Genomic DNA, 17,730 nt, shown 5'->3' with positions numbered 1-17,730 from the left:
GTTCTCCGGTAATCAATAGCCGCGTGCGGTGTCGACCAGGTTGGCCAGGGGCGCCTGCTCGCGGTAGCGGTGGAAGTTGGCGATGAAGGCTTCGAGGAAGGCCGGGTAGCCGTCCTCGGAAATGGCCGAGGTGTGCGGTGACAGGAATACGCGCGGGTGGTGATACAGCGGGTGGCCGGCGGGCAACGGCTCCGGGTCGGTGACATCCAGGCTGGCGCGGCCGATCAGGCCGCTGTCCAGCGCCTCCAGCAACGCCTGCTGGTCGAGCAGCCCGCCGCGGGCAATATTGATCAGGTGCAGGCCAGGTCGGGCATGGGCCAGCACCTCGCGATCGACCAGGCCGCGGGTGGCAGCGGTGAGTGGTGCGGCCAGTACCAGGTGATCGCTGCCGGCGAATAGCTGCTGCAGGTCGGCGGCGCACACCACCCCGGGCACGTCGGCAATAGCCTGGCCGGGGCGGCTCAGGGCGAGGACGCGCATGCCCAGGGCCACGGCCTTGCGCGCCAGGCTCTGGCCGATACTACCGAAGCCGAGAATGCCCAGGGTGCGGCCGCGCAGCGGGGCCAGCGGGGTAAGGCGCCAGTCGGCATCCTTGACCCACAGCCCGGGCAGTTGCTTTGCAGCGGTGAACACCAGGGCCAGGGCGAACTCGGCCACGTGCTCGGCGTTGGCGCCCTTGCCGCTGGTGACCTGTGCGCCCTGGAATACCCAGTGGGGGTAGAAGTCGATGCCCGAGGACAGCAGCTGTACCCATTTCAGGTCCCAGGGCCAGCCCGGCGGGGGGCTGTCGACGCGCTGCCCACGCACATTGATCGGGCGCAGGATCAACACATCGGCAGGGGCCTGCAGGGCCAGCGGGCCGGGGGCAACGTCGATGACTTGATGGTCTGGCAGCTGATCACGTAGGTGCTGGTTTGCCTGGGCGTCGAGTTGGCTGGCAATGATCGAATGGCTCATCCCCGTGCCTCCAGCAGTGCGGCGCGGCCGACCTGGCCAAAGACCACGTCGTCCTGTGGGGTGTGGACACGGCTGCAGAGCACGTCACGGTAATGCCGCTCCAGCGGGTTGCACCGCGAAAGCCCCGGGTTGCCGGCTGCCTCGACGGCCAGTTCCACGGCCTGGATGGCGTTGGCGCTGACCAGGTGCTTGAGCTGCCCGGCATGCTGCGGCGCAACCTGTCCGTTGGCGGCGGCATCGAGCAGGCTCTGGTTGGCGAATAGCAGGGTGTCGATACGCCCCAGCACCTCCTGGAAGCGCGGCAGGCTGGCCAGCGGCGAGCCCAGGTTGGCGGGGGCACGGTGCTTGAGAAAGCCCGCCAGCCAGTCGCGTGCGGCGCGGGCCACGCCGTCGTAGACGGCCGGCAGCAGGACTGCCATCCATACCAGGCTTTCGCCGTCGAGTTCGGCTTTTGGCGCGCTGGCAGGGCTGACGCTGACCGCGTGATCGAGAGGGATCAGCACCTCGTCGAAACGCACTTCATGGCTGCAGGTGGCGCGCATACCCAGGTGGTCCCAGTCGTCCACGATGGTGATGCCAGGGCTGTCGCGGTGCACCAGGAAGCCGCCGACCAAGGGGTCGGCGTCGTCGCTGCGGCCCCACACCAGGTACCAGGTCAATCCATGGCTGCCCGTGGAATAGATTTTGCGCCCGCTCAGGCGCCAGCCCTCGGCCGTACGCCGCGCCACGGTGGCTGGCAGGCCGCCGCGGGCAGGGGTGCCGAGTTCCGGCTCGACGCGCAGGGCGTTGATCAGCGCGCCGTGGTTCACGGCATCGCGAGCCACGCGTTGGCGCAGGTGTTCGGGCCAACGGGCTTCGTCCTGCAGGCGAAAGTGCTGCAGGTACTGCATGACCAAGATCAGCGCGGTGGCCGGGTCGCCTTTGCCGACCGCGCCGATTACCCGGCGCGCACTGGCAAGGTCGGCACCCGCGCCGCCGAGGGCGCGGGGCACGGTGAAGGCCAGCAGGCCGTGGCGTTGCAGCAGGTCGAAGTTGTCCTGCGGGAAGCATGCGTTGCGGTCATAGCGCTCGGCATTGGCCGCAAGGGCCTGTGTCAGCTCGTCGAGGGCGCTGTCGGAGGGGTGACTCATGGGGTTTCATCCCTGAATGACGGTGTGTTGGCTAAGACCGTATTCGTATGGATGAAGGCTGTAAAAGTCTTTTTAGTTCTAAGCTAATTATTTGTTTTAAGAATTTACAAATGCTTTCGTTATGCACGTTACGCATTTAAGGGTGGGGCGCACGGCGCCCCGTTATGGCTAGCCCAGCAACCGATGCCCGGCGACTTCGCCAAACAGTTCCACAGGCTCCTGGAGGTTGCCCAGGAAGCGCGGATGGAACAACCACAGGTCCACTTGCGGCTTGAAGTCGCTGACATTGAGTACATCCAGCGCCTCGCGATGCCGGCTTGCCTGCAGCAGTGGCTCGGGTACCAGGCCCAGCCCCTGGCCATTGGCGACCAACCCAAGTTGCAACTCTGTGCCGAAGGTTTCCAAGTTGATCGACAGACTCAGGCCTTGTTCGCTCAGGGCCCGCTGCAGCCCGGCGCGGAAACCGCAGCCATCGGGGTTGAGCACCCAGCCACGGGTATAGCAGTCCTTGAGCTTGTAGCTGCGCTTGGCGGCGCTGCCCTTGGCCGCCACCACCTTCAGCGGCATGCGTGCGATCGATTGGCTGGTGATGCCTTCGGGGAAGATCTTGCCCGGTGGGAACAGTGCGGCGGCGGCGTCGAGTTCGCCGTTTTCCATGCGCGCGATCAGGCTGCTGCCCCAGCCGCTGCTGACCTGGGTGCGCAATTGCGGATAGGCCTCGCGAATCCGCGCCAGGGCATCGAGCAGCACCACGTCGCCCAAGGTTTGCGGCACGCCCAGGCGCAGCGTGCCCGACGGAGCGCCGTCGTTGGCCACCATTTCGCGCAGCGCGTCGATTTCGCGCAGGATCGCCTTGCACTGTTCGTACACCCGCAAGCCCATGGGCGTGGGCTTGAGGGGCTTGGTATTGCGGTCAAGCAGGGTAGCGCCGAGGTCTTCCTCAAAATTTTGCACCCGGCGGGTGATGGCCGGCTGGGTCAACTGCAGGGCTTCGGCGGCGAGGTTGGTGGACTGGCAACGGATGACCGCCACGAAGGCGTCCATATCATCGATTTTCATAATCGGCGCTCACAGGGTCGAACGTGGAAAATAAGGCATTAGCATAATCCCAATGGCGAGTAATGCCATCTGCATGCATCGACGATATTAAAACGCATATTAGGTTATTCCTAAAATCAATTTAGTTTATTTGACGGTTCTCGCTACAGTCGCAGACCCGGCCGCATGACGCGGCCCGCCCAGACATCGAGGAACGCCATGTCCGTCCGCACGAAGCTGTTCACCCTGGCCGCGGCACTGTTGCTGCTTGGCCAGGCCAGCGCCACTGAGCGCCTGACCCTGCGCATCGGCGATCAGAAGGGCAATATGCGCGCTCAGCTGGAGGCCGCAGGTGCCTTGCGCGACTTGCCCTACGACATCCACTGGGCCGAGTTTCCCGCCGCCGCACCGCTCGCCGAGGCGCTCAATGCCGGAGCGATCGATGCGGGCATCATCGGCGATGCGCCGCTGTTGTTCGTGCTGGCATCGGGGGCTCCGGTCAAGGCAATCGCAGTGGACAAGTCCGATCCCTATGGCACGGCGCTGCTGGTGCGCCCCGATGCACCGCTGCACAGCGCGGCAGACCTCAAGGGCAAGCGCATCGCCACCGGGCGCGGGTCGATCGGCCATCATCTGGCGCTCAAGGCGCTGGAACAGGTCGGGCTGAGCGAGAAAGACGTGGAATTTCGGTTTCTCGGGCCTGTGGACGCTAAGATCGCCCTGGCCAATGGCGCAGTCGACGCCTGGTCCACCTGGGAACCCTACACCGCCTTGGCCGAGCTGAGCGGGCAGGGCCGGGTGCTGGTAAACGGCCGCGGCCTGTCCACCGGCAACAGCTTCTTGGCGGCTACCGACAAGGCCCTGGACCAACCCGCCACGCGCGCAGCCCTGCAGGACTACCTCAACCGCCTGGCCGGCGCGCAGGTATGGGCCAACCAGCATGTGGACAGCTACTCGAAAACCTTGGCGGCGATCATCGGCTTCCCCGAAGACGCTGCCCGCCTGCAGTTCAAGCGTCGCCAACTGCGCTGGCAGCTGATCGACCCCCAGACGGTGGCCGAACAGCAGGACACCGCCGATTTCTACCATGCCCATGGCCTGATAGCCCACCGCCTCGACGTGGCACCGACCTTCGCCAGCGGTTTCACCCTTCCCGGTGCCGCCAAACTGGCTTTGCAACCCTGATTGAGGAGATGTCCACATGCCCATCAAACCCCTGCGCCGGCTCGGCCTGGCGCTGCTGGCCAGTGCCCTGCTGCCGAACCTGGCGAACGCCGAGCAGACCCTGCGCATCGGCTACCAGAAGTCCTCGACCCTGCTGACCCTGCTCAAGGCTCGAGGCAGCCTTGAACAGCGCCTGCAGGCCGAGGGCATCCGCGTCAGCTGGCACGAGTTCCCCAGCGGCCTGCCGCTGCTGGAGGCCCTGAATCTGGGTAATGTCGACCTGTCGGCGGACGTCGCCGATACTGTGCCGGTGTTTACCCAGGCCGCTGGCGCCAAACTCACCTACTTCGCGCGGGAAACCCCGTCACCCACGGCGCAGGCGATCCTGGTACCGTCGGATTCGCCCCTCAAGACCCTGGCCGACCTCAAGGGCAAGCGCGTGGCGGTGACCAAAGCCGCCGGCAGCCACTACCTGTTGATCCAGGCACTGGCCAAGGCCGGGCTGACCTTCAAGGACATCAGCCCGGCCTACCTCATCCCCGCCGACGGCCGAGCGGCGTTCGAAAACCACAAGGTCGATGCGTGGGTGACCTGGGACCCCTACGTGGCCAGTGCTCAGCGCCAGCAGAACGCGCGTATTCTGGCCGACGGCAGCGAACTGGCCAGCTACCAGCGTTACTACCTGGCCGGCAGCGACTATGCCAAGGCCCACCCCGAAGTGCTGCAGCAGGTGTACCTGGCCCTGCGCGAGGCGGGAGCCTGGACCAAGGCCAACCCGGCGCAGGCGGCGCGTATTCTTGGCCCGTTGTGGGGCAACCTGGACAGCGCCACGGTGCAACAGGCCAACGCCCGGCGCAGTTATGACGTGCAGCCGGTGAAGCTGGAGAACCTGGCTGAGCAACAGCGCATCGCCGATGCCTTCTACCGCGAGGGGCTGCTGCCGAAGGCGGTGGATGCCAGCTCGGTGAACCTTTATGAGCCGTCACCGAACTAGCCCTTGCACGCAGCGCTGCTATTCAGGCGTTCGGTTATCGGCGCCGGCGTTGTGAATGGGTAATGACAAACCCAGCAACGAACCCGATAACTGCTGCGCTCAGCAGAAGAGGCGTTTTACCTTTGGCGGTTCGCCACGCGCCTTCGACACTGCCGCGCAGCGGCCCGCGGATGGGCGAGTGAGTCAGCGGAGGTGGCTCATCGATGGGTGAAATGGGGTCGTCTATCGGCGCCGTGAAGGTCTCACTGACTGCCATCGGTGAAAGCTGGAGGGCGGTGCCGTCGACAAGATTCAAGGTCAAGTCGTTGATGGTGCCGGCCACCCGATCAGGGAACACGGGTGCTCCTTCAGCATCGAGACTGTCGTAGATGAACCGGTCACCTTCCAGCCATCCCACAGCCGTCAAAAGCTCTGGGCCAAGGTAATATTTACCGTCCTGAAAAAAGCCCGGGAATTGATGGGCGCGTTCAAGGTTTTCGACACAATACCGTTCACCCGGCTTCATACCTGTCGCTTGATCAATCATGGTGCAAGCTCCCGTGAGTGTTCTACGTGGTCAGGGCCCAGCGCCCCTGATGCGGCCCCCGGAACCACCTTCCGGCAGTTGTCCTGCTGCCGCGAACCATGGGGATATGCAGAGGAAGCCACAGGCTGTGCCAAAGTTCAGGCCAACCGATTCAGTGGTGACCTTGGCGCCCCGTGTACAAAAATGAACATCGCGATGAGCCTGGCCTCCAACTGATCATCACCTGGAGGTTAATCATGCAGCCGAAAACGGAAGGTCTCGAAGAACATGGCCCCAGCGGCGTGCCTTTCATCAACGACCCGGAAAAACCCGCATCGCCGCCATTGAACGACGCTGACGCCACGGATGCCGAGGAGCCGGAGGAAGACATTGGGGAAGATGGCGAATCGGTCCAGTAGGTCACAACGCTGGCACTTCGCCCTGGCGAAATGATGTGAAACGACGGAGCGTCGAAACTCAGCCCAGCCCACTTTTCAGGCGGCCGCATTCATGACCTTTATCGTCTGGTTCGCCATGTTGGGCGCAGTGTTGTTGTTGCTCGCACTGTCTTCCTCGTATTTGCGGTGGATACCCGTTACGTCCTCAGTGGTATGCCTTGGTCTTGGCGTAGTCTTGGGGACTTCTGGCCTGGGTTTCTTGCAGCTTGATGTGGCCCAGTCGAGCGGGTGGATGGAGCACCTCACTGAAGTCGCAGTATTGTTTTCGCTGTTTTTCAGCGGATTGAAGCTGCGTCTGCCCATGCGTAACCCTAGGTGGTGGAGCGCCTTTTGCCTGGCTGGGCCGGTCATGGTGATGTGCATCATTGGAACAGCCTTGGTGTTGCACTATGGGTTGAACCTGGGGTGGGGCGTATCGGTAATGATCGGGGCGATCATCGCGCCTACCGATCCCGTCCTCGCAACACTCGTGCAAGTGGTCGATGCCCAGGACGATGATCCTGTTCGTTTCGGCTTGTCCGGCGAGGCGGGCTTGAATGATGGGGTGGCTTTTCCTTTCGTTGTGCTGGGGCTTTTCCTGCAGCAGAACACTGGACAGGCCTGGCTGAGCGAGTGGCTGTTGAAGGATATGCTATGGGCAGTGACTGCTGGACTGGCAGGTGGCTACTGGATGGGGCGTGGTTTAGGCAAGTTCACGCTCTTTTTGCGCATACGCAATGACGACAGCACCGTGTCGCCCAACGATTATCTGGCCCTTGCGTTGATTGCATTGGCGTATGTGTCAGCCGAAGCGATCCAGGCTTATGGGTTCCTGGCGGTGTTCGCCGCAGGGCTGGGCCTGCGCCAGGCCGAAGTGCAGACTTCGACCAGCCCGAATGATCCGGCAGCGGAACACTTGGTGCAGCCGGTGGTGGGGCACCAACACGTGGCACCAGAATTGGCCATGAAAGGCGATGTCCAGGGACTTGATGATTCCCAGGTTGCGGCTGGGATCATGCTGGGGGATATGCTCGCGTTTGGCAGCCTGGTCGAACGGGCACTGGAAGTGTTTCTGGTGACATTGCTCGGCGTTGTTCTGCTCGCGCATTGGGACTGGCAGGCGCTGATCATTGCTGGGGCGCTGTTCTTTGTCATTCGGCCACTGAGCATCATGCTCATGCCATTTCGTGGGGCGCTGGATGTAAGGCAGCGGGGTTTGCTGGGCTGGTTCGGCATCCGGGGAATCGGCAGCTTTTACTACTTGTTTTACGCCCTTAACCATGGGTTGCTTCCGGCGAACGCAGCGCAGACTACCAACCTGGTGCTCTCGGTAGTGGCGTTGAGCATTCTTCTGCATGGGCTGACTGTTCAACCATTGCTCGCACGTTATGAGGCCTGGAAAGAGCGCGCCTGCAAAGTGTAGAGAAAACGCCGTGTCTGTCTTCCTGGTCAAGGAAGCCAGGGCTATCCGTGTCCCTGGCTATCGCTCAGCGATTGTCTTCCGTCATTCCGCTGTCTTCATCCTGGATTGCTTGCGTCGCTTCTTCTGTACCTGCCTCCCGGTCAGATTTGATGCCAGTGGAGTGTCCGCCCTGACCACCTCGTTGGGTTGTACCCCCGGCACGCTGATCGTTCTCCGGAAGGTTATCACCACTCCCGTGCCCAGTTCGCTGATCCCCGGATCCGCCCTCCGACATTTGACCGCCTTTCTGGCCAGCTTCCGAAGCCTTGTCGGGTTCGTTCGCAAAATCGCCAGGGTTGTCTTGAGCGGTGCCGCCTTGTTGCCCGCTTTGCCCTTGATCGTTAGCCATGATCTAGCACCTCATTCATCGACACAGAACAGACTGTGTTTAATTCGGATGCAGCACTGCCTGGACTCGCTCCCAATACTTTTGGATTAGCTGACAAGGGGCGCGAAAGATTCTTCAGGTCAATTTGTTGCGTCGTAATAACCCCAGCCAACTCACCATAGGAACAGGCCGGTGACGATGCCTGACGGTCAAGGCAGCAGACCAGCCCGTGCGGGGGCGTGGCCCCCGACCGATCACAGCAGTTTGTCGAGCGTGATCGGAAACTCCCTCACACGCTTGCCCGTGGCATGGTAGACGGCGTTGGCCACCGCGGCAGCTACCCCCACGACGCCGATTTCGCCAACACCTTTGGACCCCAGGTCGTTGACGATGTCGTCGTGCTCTTCAACGAAAATCACGTCGATATCCCCGCTGTCTGCATTCACTGGGATGTGGTATTCCGCGAGGTTGTGATTGACGATGCGGCCCAGCCGATGGTCGGTCAACGCTGCTTCGTGCAGCGCCATGCCTACCCCCCATACCACGCCGCCCAGGATCTGGCTGCGTGCGGTTTTCGGGTTGACCACCCGGCCAGCCGCCACAGCGCTGACCACCCGGGTGACTTTGACCATGCCGAGGTCCTCGTCGACGTGGACTTCCACGAACACCGCCGAATGCGTCGCAGTGGAGAACGGTTGGCGCCTGGCACCGGGCTCGGCATCGATCTGCACCTCGAACTCACCGTTGGGGGCGCCGGCGACGATATCCGCCAAGGCCAGGCGCTGGCTGCCCGCGTGCAAGTAACCATCGGCGAAAACGATCTGCTGCCGGGCTGTGTTGGCCACCTGGGGGTACATTTTGCGCGCATGTTCCAGCACCTTGGTGCGCAGTACCTGGCAAGCCTGGCGCACGGCCGCGCCCACCGAGGACACCGTGAACGATCCGCCCTGAAGCGGTGCGGTGGGGAGTGAGGAGTCACCCAGCAAGAAGGTGACATCCTGCACCCTGGTCCCGGCCGCGTCAGCTGCGATCTGAGTCATGACGGTATAGGTGCCGGTCCCGATGTCGGTGGTGGCGCTACTGACGGTGAGGTGGCCCTGGGCATCGATGCGCGCCTTGGCGCTGGCCTTCATCTGCATGGCTTCCCAGACGCCGCCAGCCATTCCCCAGCCGACCAGTTGGTGGCCATTGCGCATGCTACGCGGTTGCGGATTGCGGGTATGCCAACCAAAACGTTCGGCACCTTGCTGGTAGCACGCAAGCAGTTCCTTGCTGGAGTAGGGCTTGCCCTCGTTCGCATTTTGAGCGGTGAAATTGCGCCGGCGCAGGTCTACTGGGTCAATCTGCGCGGCACAGGCGAGCTCATCCATGGCGCATTCCAGCGCAATCATTCCGGACCCGGCCCCAGGTGCCCGCATGTCCAGCGGGGTGTACACATCGAGCGAGGCCAAGCGATAGCTGAGCACGACGTTGTCGCAGTGGTAAAGCATGCCGCTCCACTCCACCAGGTGCTCGGTGAAGTCCTCGAAGCGGGATGTCTGACCAAGCGCATCGTGAGCGATCGCCAGTAATCGCCCGTCTGTGTCTGCACCCAGGCGCAAGCGCTGTTCGGTGCGGGGGCGGTAACCAAAGGTGAACATTTGCTGGCGCGTCAGCGTCACGCGCACCGAGCGCCGCAGGTGCAACGCCGCCATCACTGCCAGCGGCAACTGGTACTGTGGGCGCAAGCCCGAGCCGAAGGCGCCACCAACGAACGCCGCGTGCACGCGGATGTTGGCCTTGGGCAGGCCGAACACTGTGTGCAGGTAGTCCTGGCAGTTCTGCGTGCCTTGGGTCTTGTCGTGGATTTCCAAGGTGCCGTCGGCCTTGTAGTGCACGGTGGACGCATGGGGCTCCATCGGGTTGTGGTGCTCGTTGGCCGTCCGGTAGGTGGCATCCACCTGCACCGGCGCCCTGGCAAACTGCCCGGCGAAGTCGCCACGTGGCGCCGGTGTTTCTGCGGGAGCCGCATGCGACTGTTCACTTGCGCCCAGGTCTGTCTGGTGAGCCTCCTCGGCATAATCGATCCTGATCAGCGAGCCTGCATACCGGGCCAGTTCCAGGGTTTTGGCGACCACCAGCGCCAACGGTTGCCCACTGTAGAGCACCCGATCATTGAACAATGGCCGAAATGGCGACCCTTCCGCGGAGTCGGCATCGCTGTAGTCGTCGTCATAGCTGGAGATATGCGGACGATGGCCATGGTCGAGCACGGCGATCACGCCGGGCACGCGCATCGCCTGGGTGCTATCAATGGCAAGCACCCGACCGCGGGCGATTGTGCTGGACACTACGCTGCCGTGGAGCAGCCCAGCCTCGGGGTATTCGCCCGCATAGCGCGCCTGCCCGGTGACTTTCGCCACCCCGTCCACGCGGTCCAGGGGCGTGCCGACTACCGGTGTGCTGTTGGTCATGGTCGTGCCCCCCTGTGGGCGACGCCGCGCGCCGCTCCATTCAATGCCCGCACGATTGCACGCTGGGCGAGCGTCACCTTGAAACCGTTGTGGCTCAAGGGTTGTGCACCTTGCAGCAGCGTTTGCGCGGCGCGGGTGAAGCGTGCTTCGCAAGGCACCTGGCCGACCAGCAGGCGCTCCACGTCAGGGTCCCGCCACGGCTTGTGGGCGACACCGCCCAACGCCAGGCGAGCCTGCTGGATCACCTCACCATCGAAGGTCATCGCCGCAGCGACCGACACCAGCGCGAACGCGTAGGAGGCGCGGTCGCGTATTTTCAGATATTGGTAATGACGTTCGAACATCGGGGGCGGCAGCTCGATGCCTGTTACCAGTTCAGCGACTGCCAGTTGGTTGTCGCGCTCGGGCGTGTCGTTGGGCAGGCGATGGAAATCCGCAAAGGGTATCTGGCGTGCACCGTTCGGCCCTTCTACATGCACCACCGCTTCGAGCGCTGCCAACGCCACGCACATGTCCGACGGATGCGTCGCGACGCAGGCATCACTGGCGCCGAGAATGGCATGGATGCGGTTCAGGCCATTACGCGCGGGGCATCCGCTGCCGGGTTCACGTTTGTTGCAGGGGGTGCCGGTGTCGTAGAAGTAGTAGCACCGGGTACGTTGCAGCAAGTTGCCACCGGTACTGGCCATGTTTCTTAACTGCGGTGATGCCCCGGCCAGGATAGCGTCTGACAGCAGTGGGTAGTGCTGCTCGATCATCGGGTGCCAGGCGAGCTCAGCATTGCTCACCCGTGCTCCGATGAGTACGCCACCATTCGCGGTGGGATGAATGTCGTTCAACCCAAGGCCGGAAATGTCGATCAGGCGCTGGGGACGGACCACGTTCTCTTTCATCAGGTCGACGAGGTTGGTGCCCCCGGCGATGAAGTGCGAGCAGGTGTCAGCCAGGTTCACGGCTTCGCTGACTGATGCAGGCTTGTGGTAGCTGAAGGGCGTCATGGCTTCGGCCCTCGTTCTTGCGGGGCCCCGTCCGTCATCGACGATAAGGCGTCTTCCACCGCGGCGACGATGTTTCCGTAGGCACCGCAGCGACAAAGGTTGCCGCTCATCTGCTCGCGAATGGCCTCGCGGGTGTCGGCACGCCCTTCATGAGCAAGCCCGACTGCAGAACAGATCTGCCCCGGCGTGCAGTATCCGCACTGGAACGCATCGTGGGTGATGAAGGCCCGCTGCATAGGGTGCAGGACGTCGCCGCTGGCCAGCCCTTCGATGGTCACCAACTCGGCACCGTCGCACATTATGGCCAAGGTCAAACAGGCATTGACGCGTTTGCCGTCGCGCAGCACCGTGCAGGCGCCGCACTGGCCATGGTCGCAACCCTTCTTGGTGCCGACCAGGTCCAATTGCTCACGCAGCAGGTCGAGCAAGGTAATCCAGGGATGCACCTGCAACGTTCGGGGCTGACCATTGAGGGTCAGAGAGATAGGGTGCTCTTCAGCCCCATTGGGAGAGATCGCGCTCATGAAAGGTCCTCACGGTCAGGGTTCGCGCAGTTGGCTGCGTCTCTGTTGTGCGACCGGGCCGGCTGAATAAACGTTCAGCCGGCTTGCCGAAGTGCTCATCGCTTCTGCCAGGCAGGGCCGAGCTGACCCCCTGCTTGTCGCAGCCCTATGAGGACGGGCACGCAGCGCATCAGCATTCAAACGTTTGGCAAGGTGAGGGACTGAAAATCAAAGGAGTACGGATGTACTCCACAGGAAAACCTGGCAAAGCATTGGGAAGCATCACCAGGCCTTCGGTGCTTACTGTGCGACAGACGCTGCACCTTCGGGTTCAGTCGCGCGCGCGGTATTGCTGCGGTAGATAAGAACCAGAGCGATGGCTAGCAATACAAGCGCAGCAAGTCGATGCAGATCGAGCGGAATCACCGGATTGCCAAACCAACCGAAATGATCGATCAGCAAGCTCATCAATAGCTGGCCACTGATCACGGATACGGTTGCGGCTGCAGTCCCGATACGCGGGATGGCAAAGACGATGGCCAGCATGTAGATAACGCCGAAAAAGGCACCGGTCACCTGCCAGCGTGGAACGGTGAACAGGTTCAATGCATGGGGTGGTTCCAGGAAGAAGGCGAGCAGGAAGCTGACCATGGAGCCCATGGCGAAGGTCAACCACGCACTCTCCAATACGCCGACGTCGGCGCCGAGGCGACCATTGATGGCGGATTGGGCGCAGAGTACCGCGCCACCGAGCATCACAACCAACAGCATCAGAACAACCATAGCGGTACTCCTTAGTGGATGAGCCAAAGCGCAGCGAGGATGGCGACCAAAGCACCGACTCGATATCGGTCGACCTGGCGCCTGGCGCTACCAAGCAAGCCCCAATGATCGATGACCAGGCTTGTGCCGAGTTGGCCGAAGAGAATCCCAACCATGGTCAGACCTACCCCAATGTGAGGGGTCGCTATCGTCAATGCGCCTACATACACCGGCCCCAGGACACCACCGCTGAGCATCCAGCGTGGCTGTGAGAACAGCTTGCCCAAGCGCGGACGACCGAAGATCAAGCCGAAGGTCAGCAGTAGGGTGCCGATGACAAAAATGCCCAGCGTGGCCCAGATATGGCCCACTTGCGCACCCAAGGGGCCGAGCAGGCCAGCTTCTACCGAAAGCCCCATGCCCGCCAGGACAACCAAGGGAATGATCCACAACCGCATCGTAGGAAACGCCTCGTCTCAAAGAAGCGGGAATGATATTTTCGTGCTCCAATTGCCACAATCCATCAGATTGGCAAGACTTAATTGCGATTTTAGCAATGCCTGGAGCCAGGCACGTGATCCCTGGTCCTGAACAAGGAGTGATTGGCGATGAGAGAGGTGATGCACCTCAAGGCGCATCGATACTTCGTGATGGTTGCTGTCACGGGTAGCTTTGCAGCAACGGCCCGACATTTTCAGGTGCCGGCATCCTCTGTTTCGCGTTTCATCGCAGCCCTCGAAAAAGAACTCGGGCAGCAGTTGCTGTACCGCAACACTCGCGCAGTGAGGCTCACTGACGCTGGCGAGCGCTATTTCCAGCAAATCCGCGAAGTATTGGAGCTGTTGGACGCAGCCAACGAGGATCTAGGAGGAAAGGGCAGTGATATACGCGGATTGGTGAAAATCAATGCGCCTGTCGCGTTGGGCCGACTGCACATCGTCCGCCTGGTCGAAAGGCTCTATGCAGAGTACCCCGAACTCGTTGTCGAACTGACGCTGTCGGACCTGTACATCGACCCTGTCCAGGAGGGCGTCGACATTACCATCAGGGTAGGGCACCTGGAGAGCTCGGCACTGATCGGGCGCAAGATCTGCGACCAGCGTTACGTACTATGCGCGAGCGCTGAATATGTCGCCCTCCACGGGGCCCCGCAGTGCCCGGAAGATCTGAAAGCCCACAATTGCCTGGTATACAAAGGTCAAGGCGGAATGCAGCGGTGGCACTTCCGGCTACATCCGGAGGACGAAGTGCAGGTGATCAATGTCCAGGGCCCATTTCGCAGCAACAATGCCGAGGCGCTTGTCGAGGCAGCGCTGGGGGGGATGGGAATCGTTCTATTCCCATCCTGGTTGCTAGGCAAGGAGCATTTCGTCAACGGTCAGTTTATCCAGTTGCTGCCGGAATGGAGGGGATCCATAGAACCGGTGACAAGCCAGATTCATCTGATTTCGCCTGAAAACCGCCTTCGTTCGAAGAAAGTAAGCGCGGTATCAGCGTTCTTGTTGGATGCGATCGGGTTCCCGCCTTACTGGGACGACCTTGGGTGAGGGGTATGGGCACTTCTGGGAATGAGCAGTGCGGTGAGAAGTTCGGCCTTGTTTGAACTGCTGGGCCCTCTCAGGCGCGCGCGCCACGAAGCCAGCGCTCGTGATAATGGATCAGGCGGGTCAGTCCATAGACGGCGCCATCGTGCATGACTTGCGCTCGCTCTCCAAAAAAACGCTGGGTACGGGTAAATACGGCAATTGGCTCGCCGGCAAATGCCCACGCAAAACACAGCGTGCCGGGTAGAACCCCAGACGCTGGGGTAGGCCCGGCTACACCCGTAGTTGCAATAACGACGTTGGCATCGCTGTCCTGCAAAGCCCCTCGGGCCATCTCCCACGCGACGGGTTCGCTGGTCAGTCCATACCGATCGATGGTTTCGGCGCTTACCCCTAGCAGACGCTTCTTGGCGGAGGGCGAATAGACCACATAACCGCTTTCCAGGACCTCGCCTGTACCCGGGAAGGCCGCTAACAGAGCGACCATGCAGCCTGCTGTGCAGGACTCGGCAGTGGTAAGTACCAGATGGTGGTCTTTGAGGTAGCCAAGCACGGCCAGGACCGGATCACTTGCCATTTTGAAATCAACTCGTTGTTCTTTTGCGGTGGACGTGTCGGCCAGGTAAATGGTTCATCGGTTTAGCGCAGGTTCGCTGGTTTTCTTGACGTGAACTTCATACCCCGCGTTGGCATCAACTCAGGGAGCGCAGCGCCGGTCCCCGAAGCGCTATAGGCTATTCAACGACAGAGACAAGGGTAGGGCAGGCCATGAACAAGCACACCAACGCCGGGCAAAAGCCGCAGACCTCGTCAAAACCCCAGGGTGAAGAGGAGCGCGACAACGATGCGCATCGACCCGATGGCTCATCTGGCACCGATCACGATTCGACCGCGCAGAAAACAGCGCGTCAAGAAAGGGAGAAGAAGCACTGAGGCTAGGCCTGCTGCCGTGGCGAGTTCGGGTTGGTTGAGGCTCAGCGCGCCCAGATTCAGTACCAGCAGCAGGGCGACCTCGCTGGTGAGGTCCGAGTCCGTTGCGCGATACTCAGGCGCTGAGGTCCAGCTCATGGACAATTTCGCTGACGTCGCCGCCCAGGTAGCGTGAGGTGAAACCCAGCGCCTTGGTCAGCCGGTGCATGGCATAGTTGTTCGCCAGGTCCCGGGAGACCATGCACTGGTAGCCATTGCGCCGTGCGGCCTCGATCAGGTGCTGCAACAGGCGGTTGCCCAAGCCTTTGCGCTGCCAGTCCTCGCTGACCGCCACCGCGCATTCGCAGTTCAAGCTGCCCGCTATGCCGGCATAGCGGCTGACGCCGACCTGTTGCAACTTGCCGTCCACATGGGCGAGTGCGACATAGGCCACGCGCTGATGCTGATCGACCGGCATCCACCGCGGGTCGAGGCTGGGCATTGCGCCACTGAGCCCGGCGATGAAGCGAAAGCGCCTGGCCTCGTAGGCGATGGTGCTCAGAAAGCGCCTGTCCCGTTCGTGGTCGTCCTCGCGCAGCGGGCGGATCAACACGGCTGAACCGTCGTCAAGCTTTTCGACCCAATGTTCACAGGCTTGCGGCTGTTCGATCTGCTGCTCGTTCATGCGGCCCCCGCGGGTCTGAAGTGTGCCTCGTGCAGCCGTTATAACGCGGCTATCCGGTTCGGCTCTGACAATGGTCAAGTTCAGGGTCGATGACGGTTTTCTGATCTGCACGCAGGGTCAGATCAGCGAGAGCCGGTGGATGACCTGGCTGGGGTCATCCGGGTCAGTAGCGGTGGTGAACCCCGCCGTCTTGGCCAGCTCGCGCATCGCTTGGTTGGCTGCTGCGTCAACCGAATACATCTGCCGCAAGCCCTTGGCCCGGGCATGGTCGATCAGGTGCTTGAGCAGCAGGCGACCCAAGCCATGGTGCTGCCAGCTGTCCATGACGGTAACGGCGCATTCGCACTCGTCCTTGTCGCTGGCGGTGGCATAGCGGGAAATGCCCACTTCCTGCAATTCGCCATCCACGTGGGCCAAGGCGACGTAGGCCACCTGCCGATCCTGATCGACCTTCATCAGCTGGTCGAGCATGGCGTCACCGGGCTCCCTGAGCTGGCACAGGAAGCGGAAATGTCGGGATTCGGGCGACAGCCGTTCGATGAAGGCTTTTTCGCGCTCTCGGTCCTTGGCTTGCAAAGGCCTGATCAATACGTGAACGCCGTTTTCAAGGGCTTCGATCCAGTATTCACCCGAAGGTTTAGGGAACGAAGGCGTTTTATGTTCACGGGAAGTCTCGGCGGGCGCCATGGCAATGTCCTCTGGGTCGAATGAACAAGGAAGTTCAGTGTCGACAGTGGGCCCTGCGCTGACTTGACAGTTGTCAATTGCTTCCCACATGACCTGTCAAACCGAGAGAAATAAACGGGTATAGCCGGGGGGATAGCGTCCGACCCTTGGTCGGACAGACCGCTAACGTTTAGTGGAGCCGCTAACTTCAATAGATACCCGCCTTGCAAAAAAGCAGAGGCATCGTCATGTCAGGCTCTGCGGAAATGGGGGCAAGGCCCCATGTGAGGTGCCTTGCGTGCTCGTTGAGCCGGCTTTGCCTGGCAGCCAGCCTCAGTGCTGACGAAGTGGCCAAGCTTGAGCGAATTGTCCGCCGTAACCGACCGCTGGAGCGGGGTGAGTACCTGTTCAAGGCCAATGAACCCATGGAGCACGTGTTTGCCGTGCGCTCCGGGGCGATCAAGAATTTTCTGCTGGATGCCGAGGGCACCGAGCGAGTGACCGGCTTTCTCCTGCCGGGGGAGATGCTTGGGCTGGACGCTATTGGTGCCAGTCATTACCGAAGCTTTGCCGTTGCCCTGGAAGTCTCACTGGTCTGCGCCATCAGGCTGGACCAGCTGGTGGACCTGTCCGGCCAGATTTCGGGGCTGCGCTATCAGCTGCTGCACATGCTCAGCCTGGGGATCCAGGGTAAGGACGAGCACCTGCGCTCCTGCCATGGGCGTGCCGAGCAGCGGTTGGCGATCTTCCTGCTGGGCATGTCCGCGCGTTACCAGGCGCGAGGGTTGCAGGCTGATGTGTTCAACCTGCCCATGTCCCGTGGTGATATCGCCAACTACCTGGACCTCACGCAGGAAACGGTCAGCCGACTGTTCAGCCGCTTCGTCCATGCAGGTTTCATGCTGTGCGCCGGGCGTGAGGTGAGGCTCATCGACATGCAAGGCCTGGTCAACCTGACCCGCCTGGAGGCGCCCACTTGAGCGCGGCAAGCACCCGGTCATAGCGTTGTACAGGCCAGCTTTCGGGGGCGTGCCCCACCCCGATCGGGCGTGGCACATGATCCGTGCGGATCGTGTCCCGGGAAGTGGTGTAACTGAACCAGCCGAAGGCGCCCTGCAGGCGAAAGAGGATGGTCATCGTGGTTCTTGGCTAACGTTGAGTTTGCGAAGACCAAACACTCACCAGAGAAACCACG

General features: G+C 61.9%; 19 protein-coding genes and 1 pseudogene. 7 read left to right on the top strand and 13 right to left on the bottom strand.

The window, feature by feature from the left end; translation table 11 throughout:
- Window positions 1–12: 12 nt before the first annotated feature.
- From DMX11_RS21620 to DMX11_RS21610, 3 genes are all read right to left on the bottom strand, one after another.
- The gene (locus DMX11_RS21620) at window positions 13–957 is read right to left on the bottom strand and encodes a D-isomer specific 2-hydroxyacid dehydrogenase family protein (RefSeq protein ID WP_110746654.1); all 945 of its coding nucleotides are present in this window, start codon (window positions 955–957) and stop codon (window positions 13–15) included.
- Window positions 954–2,087, bottom strand: coding sequence for an acyl-CoA dehydrogenase family protein (locus DMX11_RS21615; protein ID WP_110746652.1), 1,134 nt, complete (start codon window positions 2,085–2,087; stop codon window positions 954–956). The genes DMX11_RS21620 and DMX11_RS21615 overlap by 4 nt, the downstream gene beginning before the upstream one ends.
- A 168-nt stretch (window positions 2,088–2,255) precedes the next feature.
- Window positions 2,256–3,146, bottom strand: coding sequence for a LysR family transcriptional regulator (locus DMX11_RS21610; protein ID WP_110746650.1), 891 nt, complete (start codon window positions 3,144–3,146; stop codon window positions 2,256–2,258).
- 198 nt (window positions 3,147–3,344) lie between these two features.
- Here DMX11_RS21610 and DMX11_RS21605 point away from each other — a divergent pair, with 198 nt between their 5' ends.
- Together DMX11_RS21605 and DMX11_RS21600 are read left to right on the top strand one after the other, a co-directional pair.
- Window positions 3,345–4,310 carry an ABC transporter substrate-binding protein gene (locus tag DMX11_RS21605; RefSeq protein WP_110746648.1) on the top strand — a complete coding sequence of 322 codons (966 nt, stop codon included), beginning with the start codon at window positions 3,345–3,347 and terminating at the stop codon, window positions 4,308–4,310.
- A 16-nt stretch (window positions 4,311–4,326) separates the two neighbouring features.
- Complete coding sequence (locus tag DMX11_RS21600) at window positions 4,327–5,283, top strand: aliphatic sulfonate ABC transporter substrate-binding protein (RefSeq protein WP_110746646.1); 957 nt, start codon at window positions 4,327–4,329, stop codon at window positions 5,281–5,283.
- Between the two features lie 258 nt (window positions 5,284–5,541).
- Here DMX11_RS21600 and DMX11_RS26090 read toward each other — a convergent pair.
- Window positions 5,542–5,809: pseudogene (locus tag DMX11_RS26090) on the bottom strand (short-chain dehydrogenase); the annotation flags it as partial.
- 236 nt (window positions 5,810–6,045) lie between these two features.
- Between DMX11_RS26090 and DMX11_RS26085 the strand changes: the two are divergent.
- Window positions 6,046–6,207, top strand: coding sequence for a hypothetical protein (locus DMX11_RS26085; protein WP_177410775.1), 162 nt, complete (start codon window positions 6,046–6,048; stop codon window positions 6,205–6,207).
- A 91-nt stretch (window positions 6,208–6,298) separates the two neighbouring features.
- Window positions 6,299–7,648 (top strand): sodium:proton antiporter, encoded by a 1,350-nt coding sequence (locus tag DMX11_RS21590; protein ID WP_110746642.1) that lies wholly within the window; start codon window positions 6,299–6,301, stop codon window positions 7,646–7,648.
- 64 nt (window positions 7,649–7,712) lie between these two features.
- Here DMX11_RS21590 and DMX11_RS21585 read toward each other — a convergent pair whose 3' ends face one another.
- The 6 genes from DMX11_RS21585 to DMX11_RS21560 all read right to left on the bottom strand — a co-directional run bounded on the left by DMX11_RS21585 (window position 7,713) and on the right by DMX11_RS21560 (window position 13,189).
- Window positions 7,713–8,036 carry a general stress protein gene (locus tag DMX11_RS21585; protein ID WP_110746639.1) on the bottom strand — a complete coding sequence of 108 codons (324 nt, stop codon included), beginning with the start codon at window positions 8,034–8,036 and terminating at the stop codon, window positions 7,713–7,715.
- 233 nt (window positions 8,037–8,269) lie between these two features.
- Complete coding sequence (locus tag DMX11_RS21580; RefSeq protein WP_110746637.1) at window positions 8,270–10,468, bottom strand: xanthine dehydrogenase family protein molybdopterin-binding subunit; 2,199 nt, start codon at window positions 10,466–10,468, stop codon at window positions 8,270–8,272.
- Window positions 10,465–11,466, bottom strand: coding sequence for a xanthine dehydrogenase family protein subunit M (locus tag DMX11_RS21575; protein WP_110746635.1), 1,002 nt, complete (start codon window positions 11,464–11,466; stop codon window positions 10,465–10,467). The genes DMX11_RS21580 and DMX11_RS21575 overlap by 4 nt, the downstream gene beginning before the upstream one ends.
- Window positions 11,463–11,990: a (2Fe-2S)-binding protein gene (locus DMX11_RS21570; protein ID WP_110746633.1), complete on the bottom strand. Its 528-nt coding sequence runs from the start codon at window positions 11,988–11,990 to the stop codon at window positions 11,463–11,465. Before DMX11_RS21570 ends, DMX11_RS21575 begins: the two co-directional genes overlap by 4 nt.
- 279 nt (window positions 11,991–12,269) lie before the next feature.
- Window positions 12,270–12,752, bottom strand: a complete 483-nt coding sequence (locus DMX11_RS21565; RefSeq protein ID WP_110746631.1) for a DMT family transporter — start codon at window positions 12,750–12,752, stop codon at window positions 12,270–12,272.
- Window positions 12,753–12,763: 11 nt separating this feature from the next.
- On the bottom strand, window positions 12,764–13,189 hold the full coding sequence (locus DMX11_RS21560) for a DMT family transporter (RefSeq protein ID WP_110746629.1): 426 nt from the start codon (window positions 13,187–13,189) through the stop codon (window positions 12,764–12,766).
- 150 nt (window positions 13,190–13,339) lie between these two features.
- Between DMX11_RS21560 and DMX11_RS21555 the strand changes: the two genes are divergently transcribed.
- Window positions 13,340–14,278 carry a LysR family transcriptional regulator gene (locus tag DMX11_RS21555; RefSeq protein ID WP_256590654.1) on the top strand — a complete coding sequence of 313 codons (939 nt, stop codon included), beginning with the start codon at window positions 13,340–13,342 and terminating at the stop codon, window positions 14,276–14,278.
- Between the two features lie 70 nt (window positions 14,279–14,348).
- Here the strand turns inward: DMX11_RS21555 and DMX11_RS21550 are convergent, their stop codons facing one another.
- Window positions 14,349–14,852, bottom strand: a complete 504-nt coding sequence (locus DMX11_RS21550; protein ID WP_110746627.1) for a CinA family protein — start codon at window positions 14,850–14,852, stop codon at window positions 14,349–14,351.
- Between the two features lie 191 nt (window positions 14,853–15,043).
- Here DMX11_RS21550 and DMX11_RS26080 point away from each other — a divergent pair, with 191 nt between their 5' ends.
- Window positions 15,044–15,208 (top strand): hypothetical protein, encoded by a 165-nt coding sequence (locus DMX11_RS26080; protein ID WP_177410774.1) that lies wholly within the window; start codon window positions 15,044–15,046, stop codon window positions 15,206–15,208.
- 112 nt (window positions 15,209–15,320) lie between these two features.
- On the opposite strand, the gene DMX11_RS21545 is transcribed toward DMX11_RS26080, so the two are convergent.
- Together DMX11_RS21545 and DMX11_RS21540 are read right to left on the bottom strand one after the other, a co-directional pair.
- Window positions 15,321–15,869, bottom strand: coding sequence for a GNAT family N-acetyltransferase (locus DMX11_RS21545; RefSeq protein WP_110746624.1), 549 nt, complete (start codon window positions 15,867–15,869; stop codon window positions 15,321–15,323).
- Window positions 15,870–15,986: 117 nt separating this feature from the next.
- Window positions 15,987–16,556, bottom strand: a complete 570-nt coding sequence (locus DMX11_RS21540; protein WP_110746622.1) for a GNAT family N-acetyltransferase — start codon at window positions 16,554–16,556, stop codon at window positions 15,987–15,989.
- Window positions 16,557–16,783: 227 nt separating this feature from the next.
- Here DMX11_RS21540 and fnrB point away from each other — a divergent pair, with 227 nt between their 5' ends.
- Window positions 16,784–17,515: a Crp/Fnr family transcriptional regulator FnrB gene (gene fnrB, locus DMX11_RS21535; protein ID WP_110746620.1), complete on the top strand. Its 732-nt coding sequence runs from the start codon at window positions 16,784–16,786 to the stop codon at window positions 17,513–17,515.
- Window positions 17,516–17,730: the final 215 nt, after the last annotated feature.

The sequence above is a fragment of the Pseudomonas sp. LB-090624 genome (assembly GCF_003205205.1).
Taxonomy (GTDB): domain Bacteria; phylum Pseudomonadota; class Gammaproteobacteria; order Pseudomonadales; family Pseudomonadaceae; genus Aquipseudomonas.
The sequence above is the reverse complement of the archived record's forward strand: the minus strand, read 5'-3'. Positions and strand labels throughout refer to the sequence as shown.

What these genes read in the sequence shown, in the direction of transcription:
- DMX11_RS21545 (WP_110746624.1), bottom strand. Translation starts at nt 15,869, where the DNA reads ATGAACGAGCAGCAGATCGAACAGCCGCAAGCCTGTGAACATTGGGTC.
- DMX11_RS26085 (WP_177410775.1), top strand. Translation starts at nt 6,046, where the DNA reads ATGCAGCCGAAAACGGAAGGTCTCGAAGAACATGGCCCCAGCGGCGTG.
- DMX11_RS21615 (WP_110746652.1), bottom strand. Translation starts at nt 2,087, where the DNA reads ATGAGTCACCCCTCCGACAGCGCCCTCGACGAGCTGACACAGGCCCTT.
- DMX11_RS21560 (WP_110746629.1), bottom strand. Translation starts at nt 13,189, where the DNA reads ATGCGGTTGTGGATCATTCCCTTGGTTGTCCTGGCGGGCATGGGGCTT.
- DMX11_RS26080 (WP_177410774.1), top strand. Translation starts at nt 15,044, where the DNA reads ATGAACAAGCACACCAACGCCGGGCAAAAGCCGCAGACCTCGTCAAAA.
- DMX11_RS21565 (WP_110746631.1), bottom strand. Translation starts at nt 12,752, where the DNA reads ATGGTTGTTCTGATGCTGTTGGTTGTGATGCTCGGTGGCGCGGTACTC.
- DMX11_RS21605 (WP_110746648.1), top strand. Translation starts at nt 3,345, where the DNA reads ATGTCCGTCCGCACGAAGCTGTTCACCCTGGCCGCGGCACTGTTGCTG.
- DMX11_RS21620 (WP_110746654.1), bottom strand. Translation starts at nt 957, where the DNA reads ATGAGCCATTCGATCATTGCCAGCCAACTCGACGCCCAGGCAAACCAG.
- DMX11_RS21550 (WP_110746627.1), bottom strand. Translation starts at nt 14,852, where the DNA reads ATGGCAAGTGATCCGGTCCTGGCCGTGCTTGGCTACCTCAAAGACCAC.
- DMX11_RS21575 (WP_110746635.1), bottom strand. Translation starts at nt 11,466, where the DNA reads ATGACGCCCTTCAGCTACCACAAGCCTGCATCAGTCAGCGAAGCCGTG.
- DMX11_RS21580 (WP_110746637.1), bottom strand. Translation starts at nt 10,468, where the DNA reads ATGACCAACAGCACACCGGTAGTCGGCACGCCCCTGGACCGCGTGGAC.
- DMX11_RS21600 (WP_110746646.1), top strand. Translation starts at nt 4,327, where the DNA reads ATGCCCATCAAACCCCTGCGCCGGCTCGGCCTGGCGCTGCTGGCCAGT.
- DMX11_RS21590 (WP_110746642.1), top strand. Translation starts at nt 6,299, where the DNA reads ATGACCTTTATCGTCTGGTTCGCCATGTTGGGCGCAGTGTTGTTGTTG.
- DMX11_RS21555 (WP_256590654.1), top strand. Translation starts at nt 13,340, where the DNA reads ATGAGAGAGGTGATGCACCTCAAGGCGCATCGATACTTCGTGATGGTT.
- DMX11_RS21585 (WP_110746639.1), bottom strand. Translation starts at nt 8,036, where the DNA reads ATGGCTAACGATCAAGGGCAAAGCGGGCAACAAGGCGGCACCGCTCAA.
- DMX11_RS21570 (WP_110746633.1), bottom strand. Translation starts at nt 11,990, where the DNA reads ATGAGCGCGATCTCTCCCAATGGGGCTGAAGAGCACCCTATCTCTCTG.
- fnrB (WP_110746620.1), top strand. Translation starts at nt 16,784, where the DNA reads ATGTCAGGCTCTGCGGAAATGGGGGCAAGGCCCCATGTGAGGTGCCTT.
- DMX11_RS21610 (WP_110746650.1), bottom strand. Translation starts at nt 3,146, where the DNA reads ATGAAAATCGATGATATGGACGCCTTCGTGGCGGTCATCCGTTGCCAG.
- DMX11_RS21540 (WP_110746622.1), bottom strand. Translation starts at nt 16,556, where the DNA reads ATGGCGCCCGCCGAGACTTCCCGTGAACATAAAACGCCTTCGTTCCCT.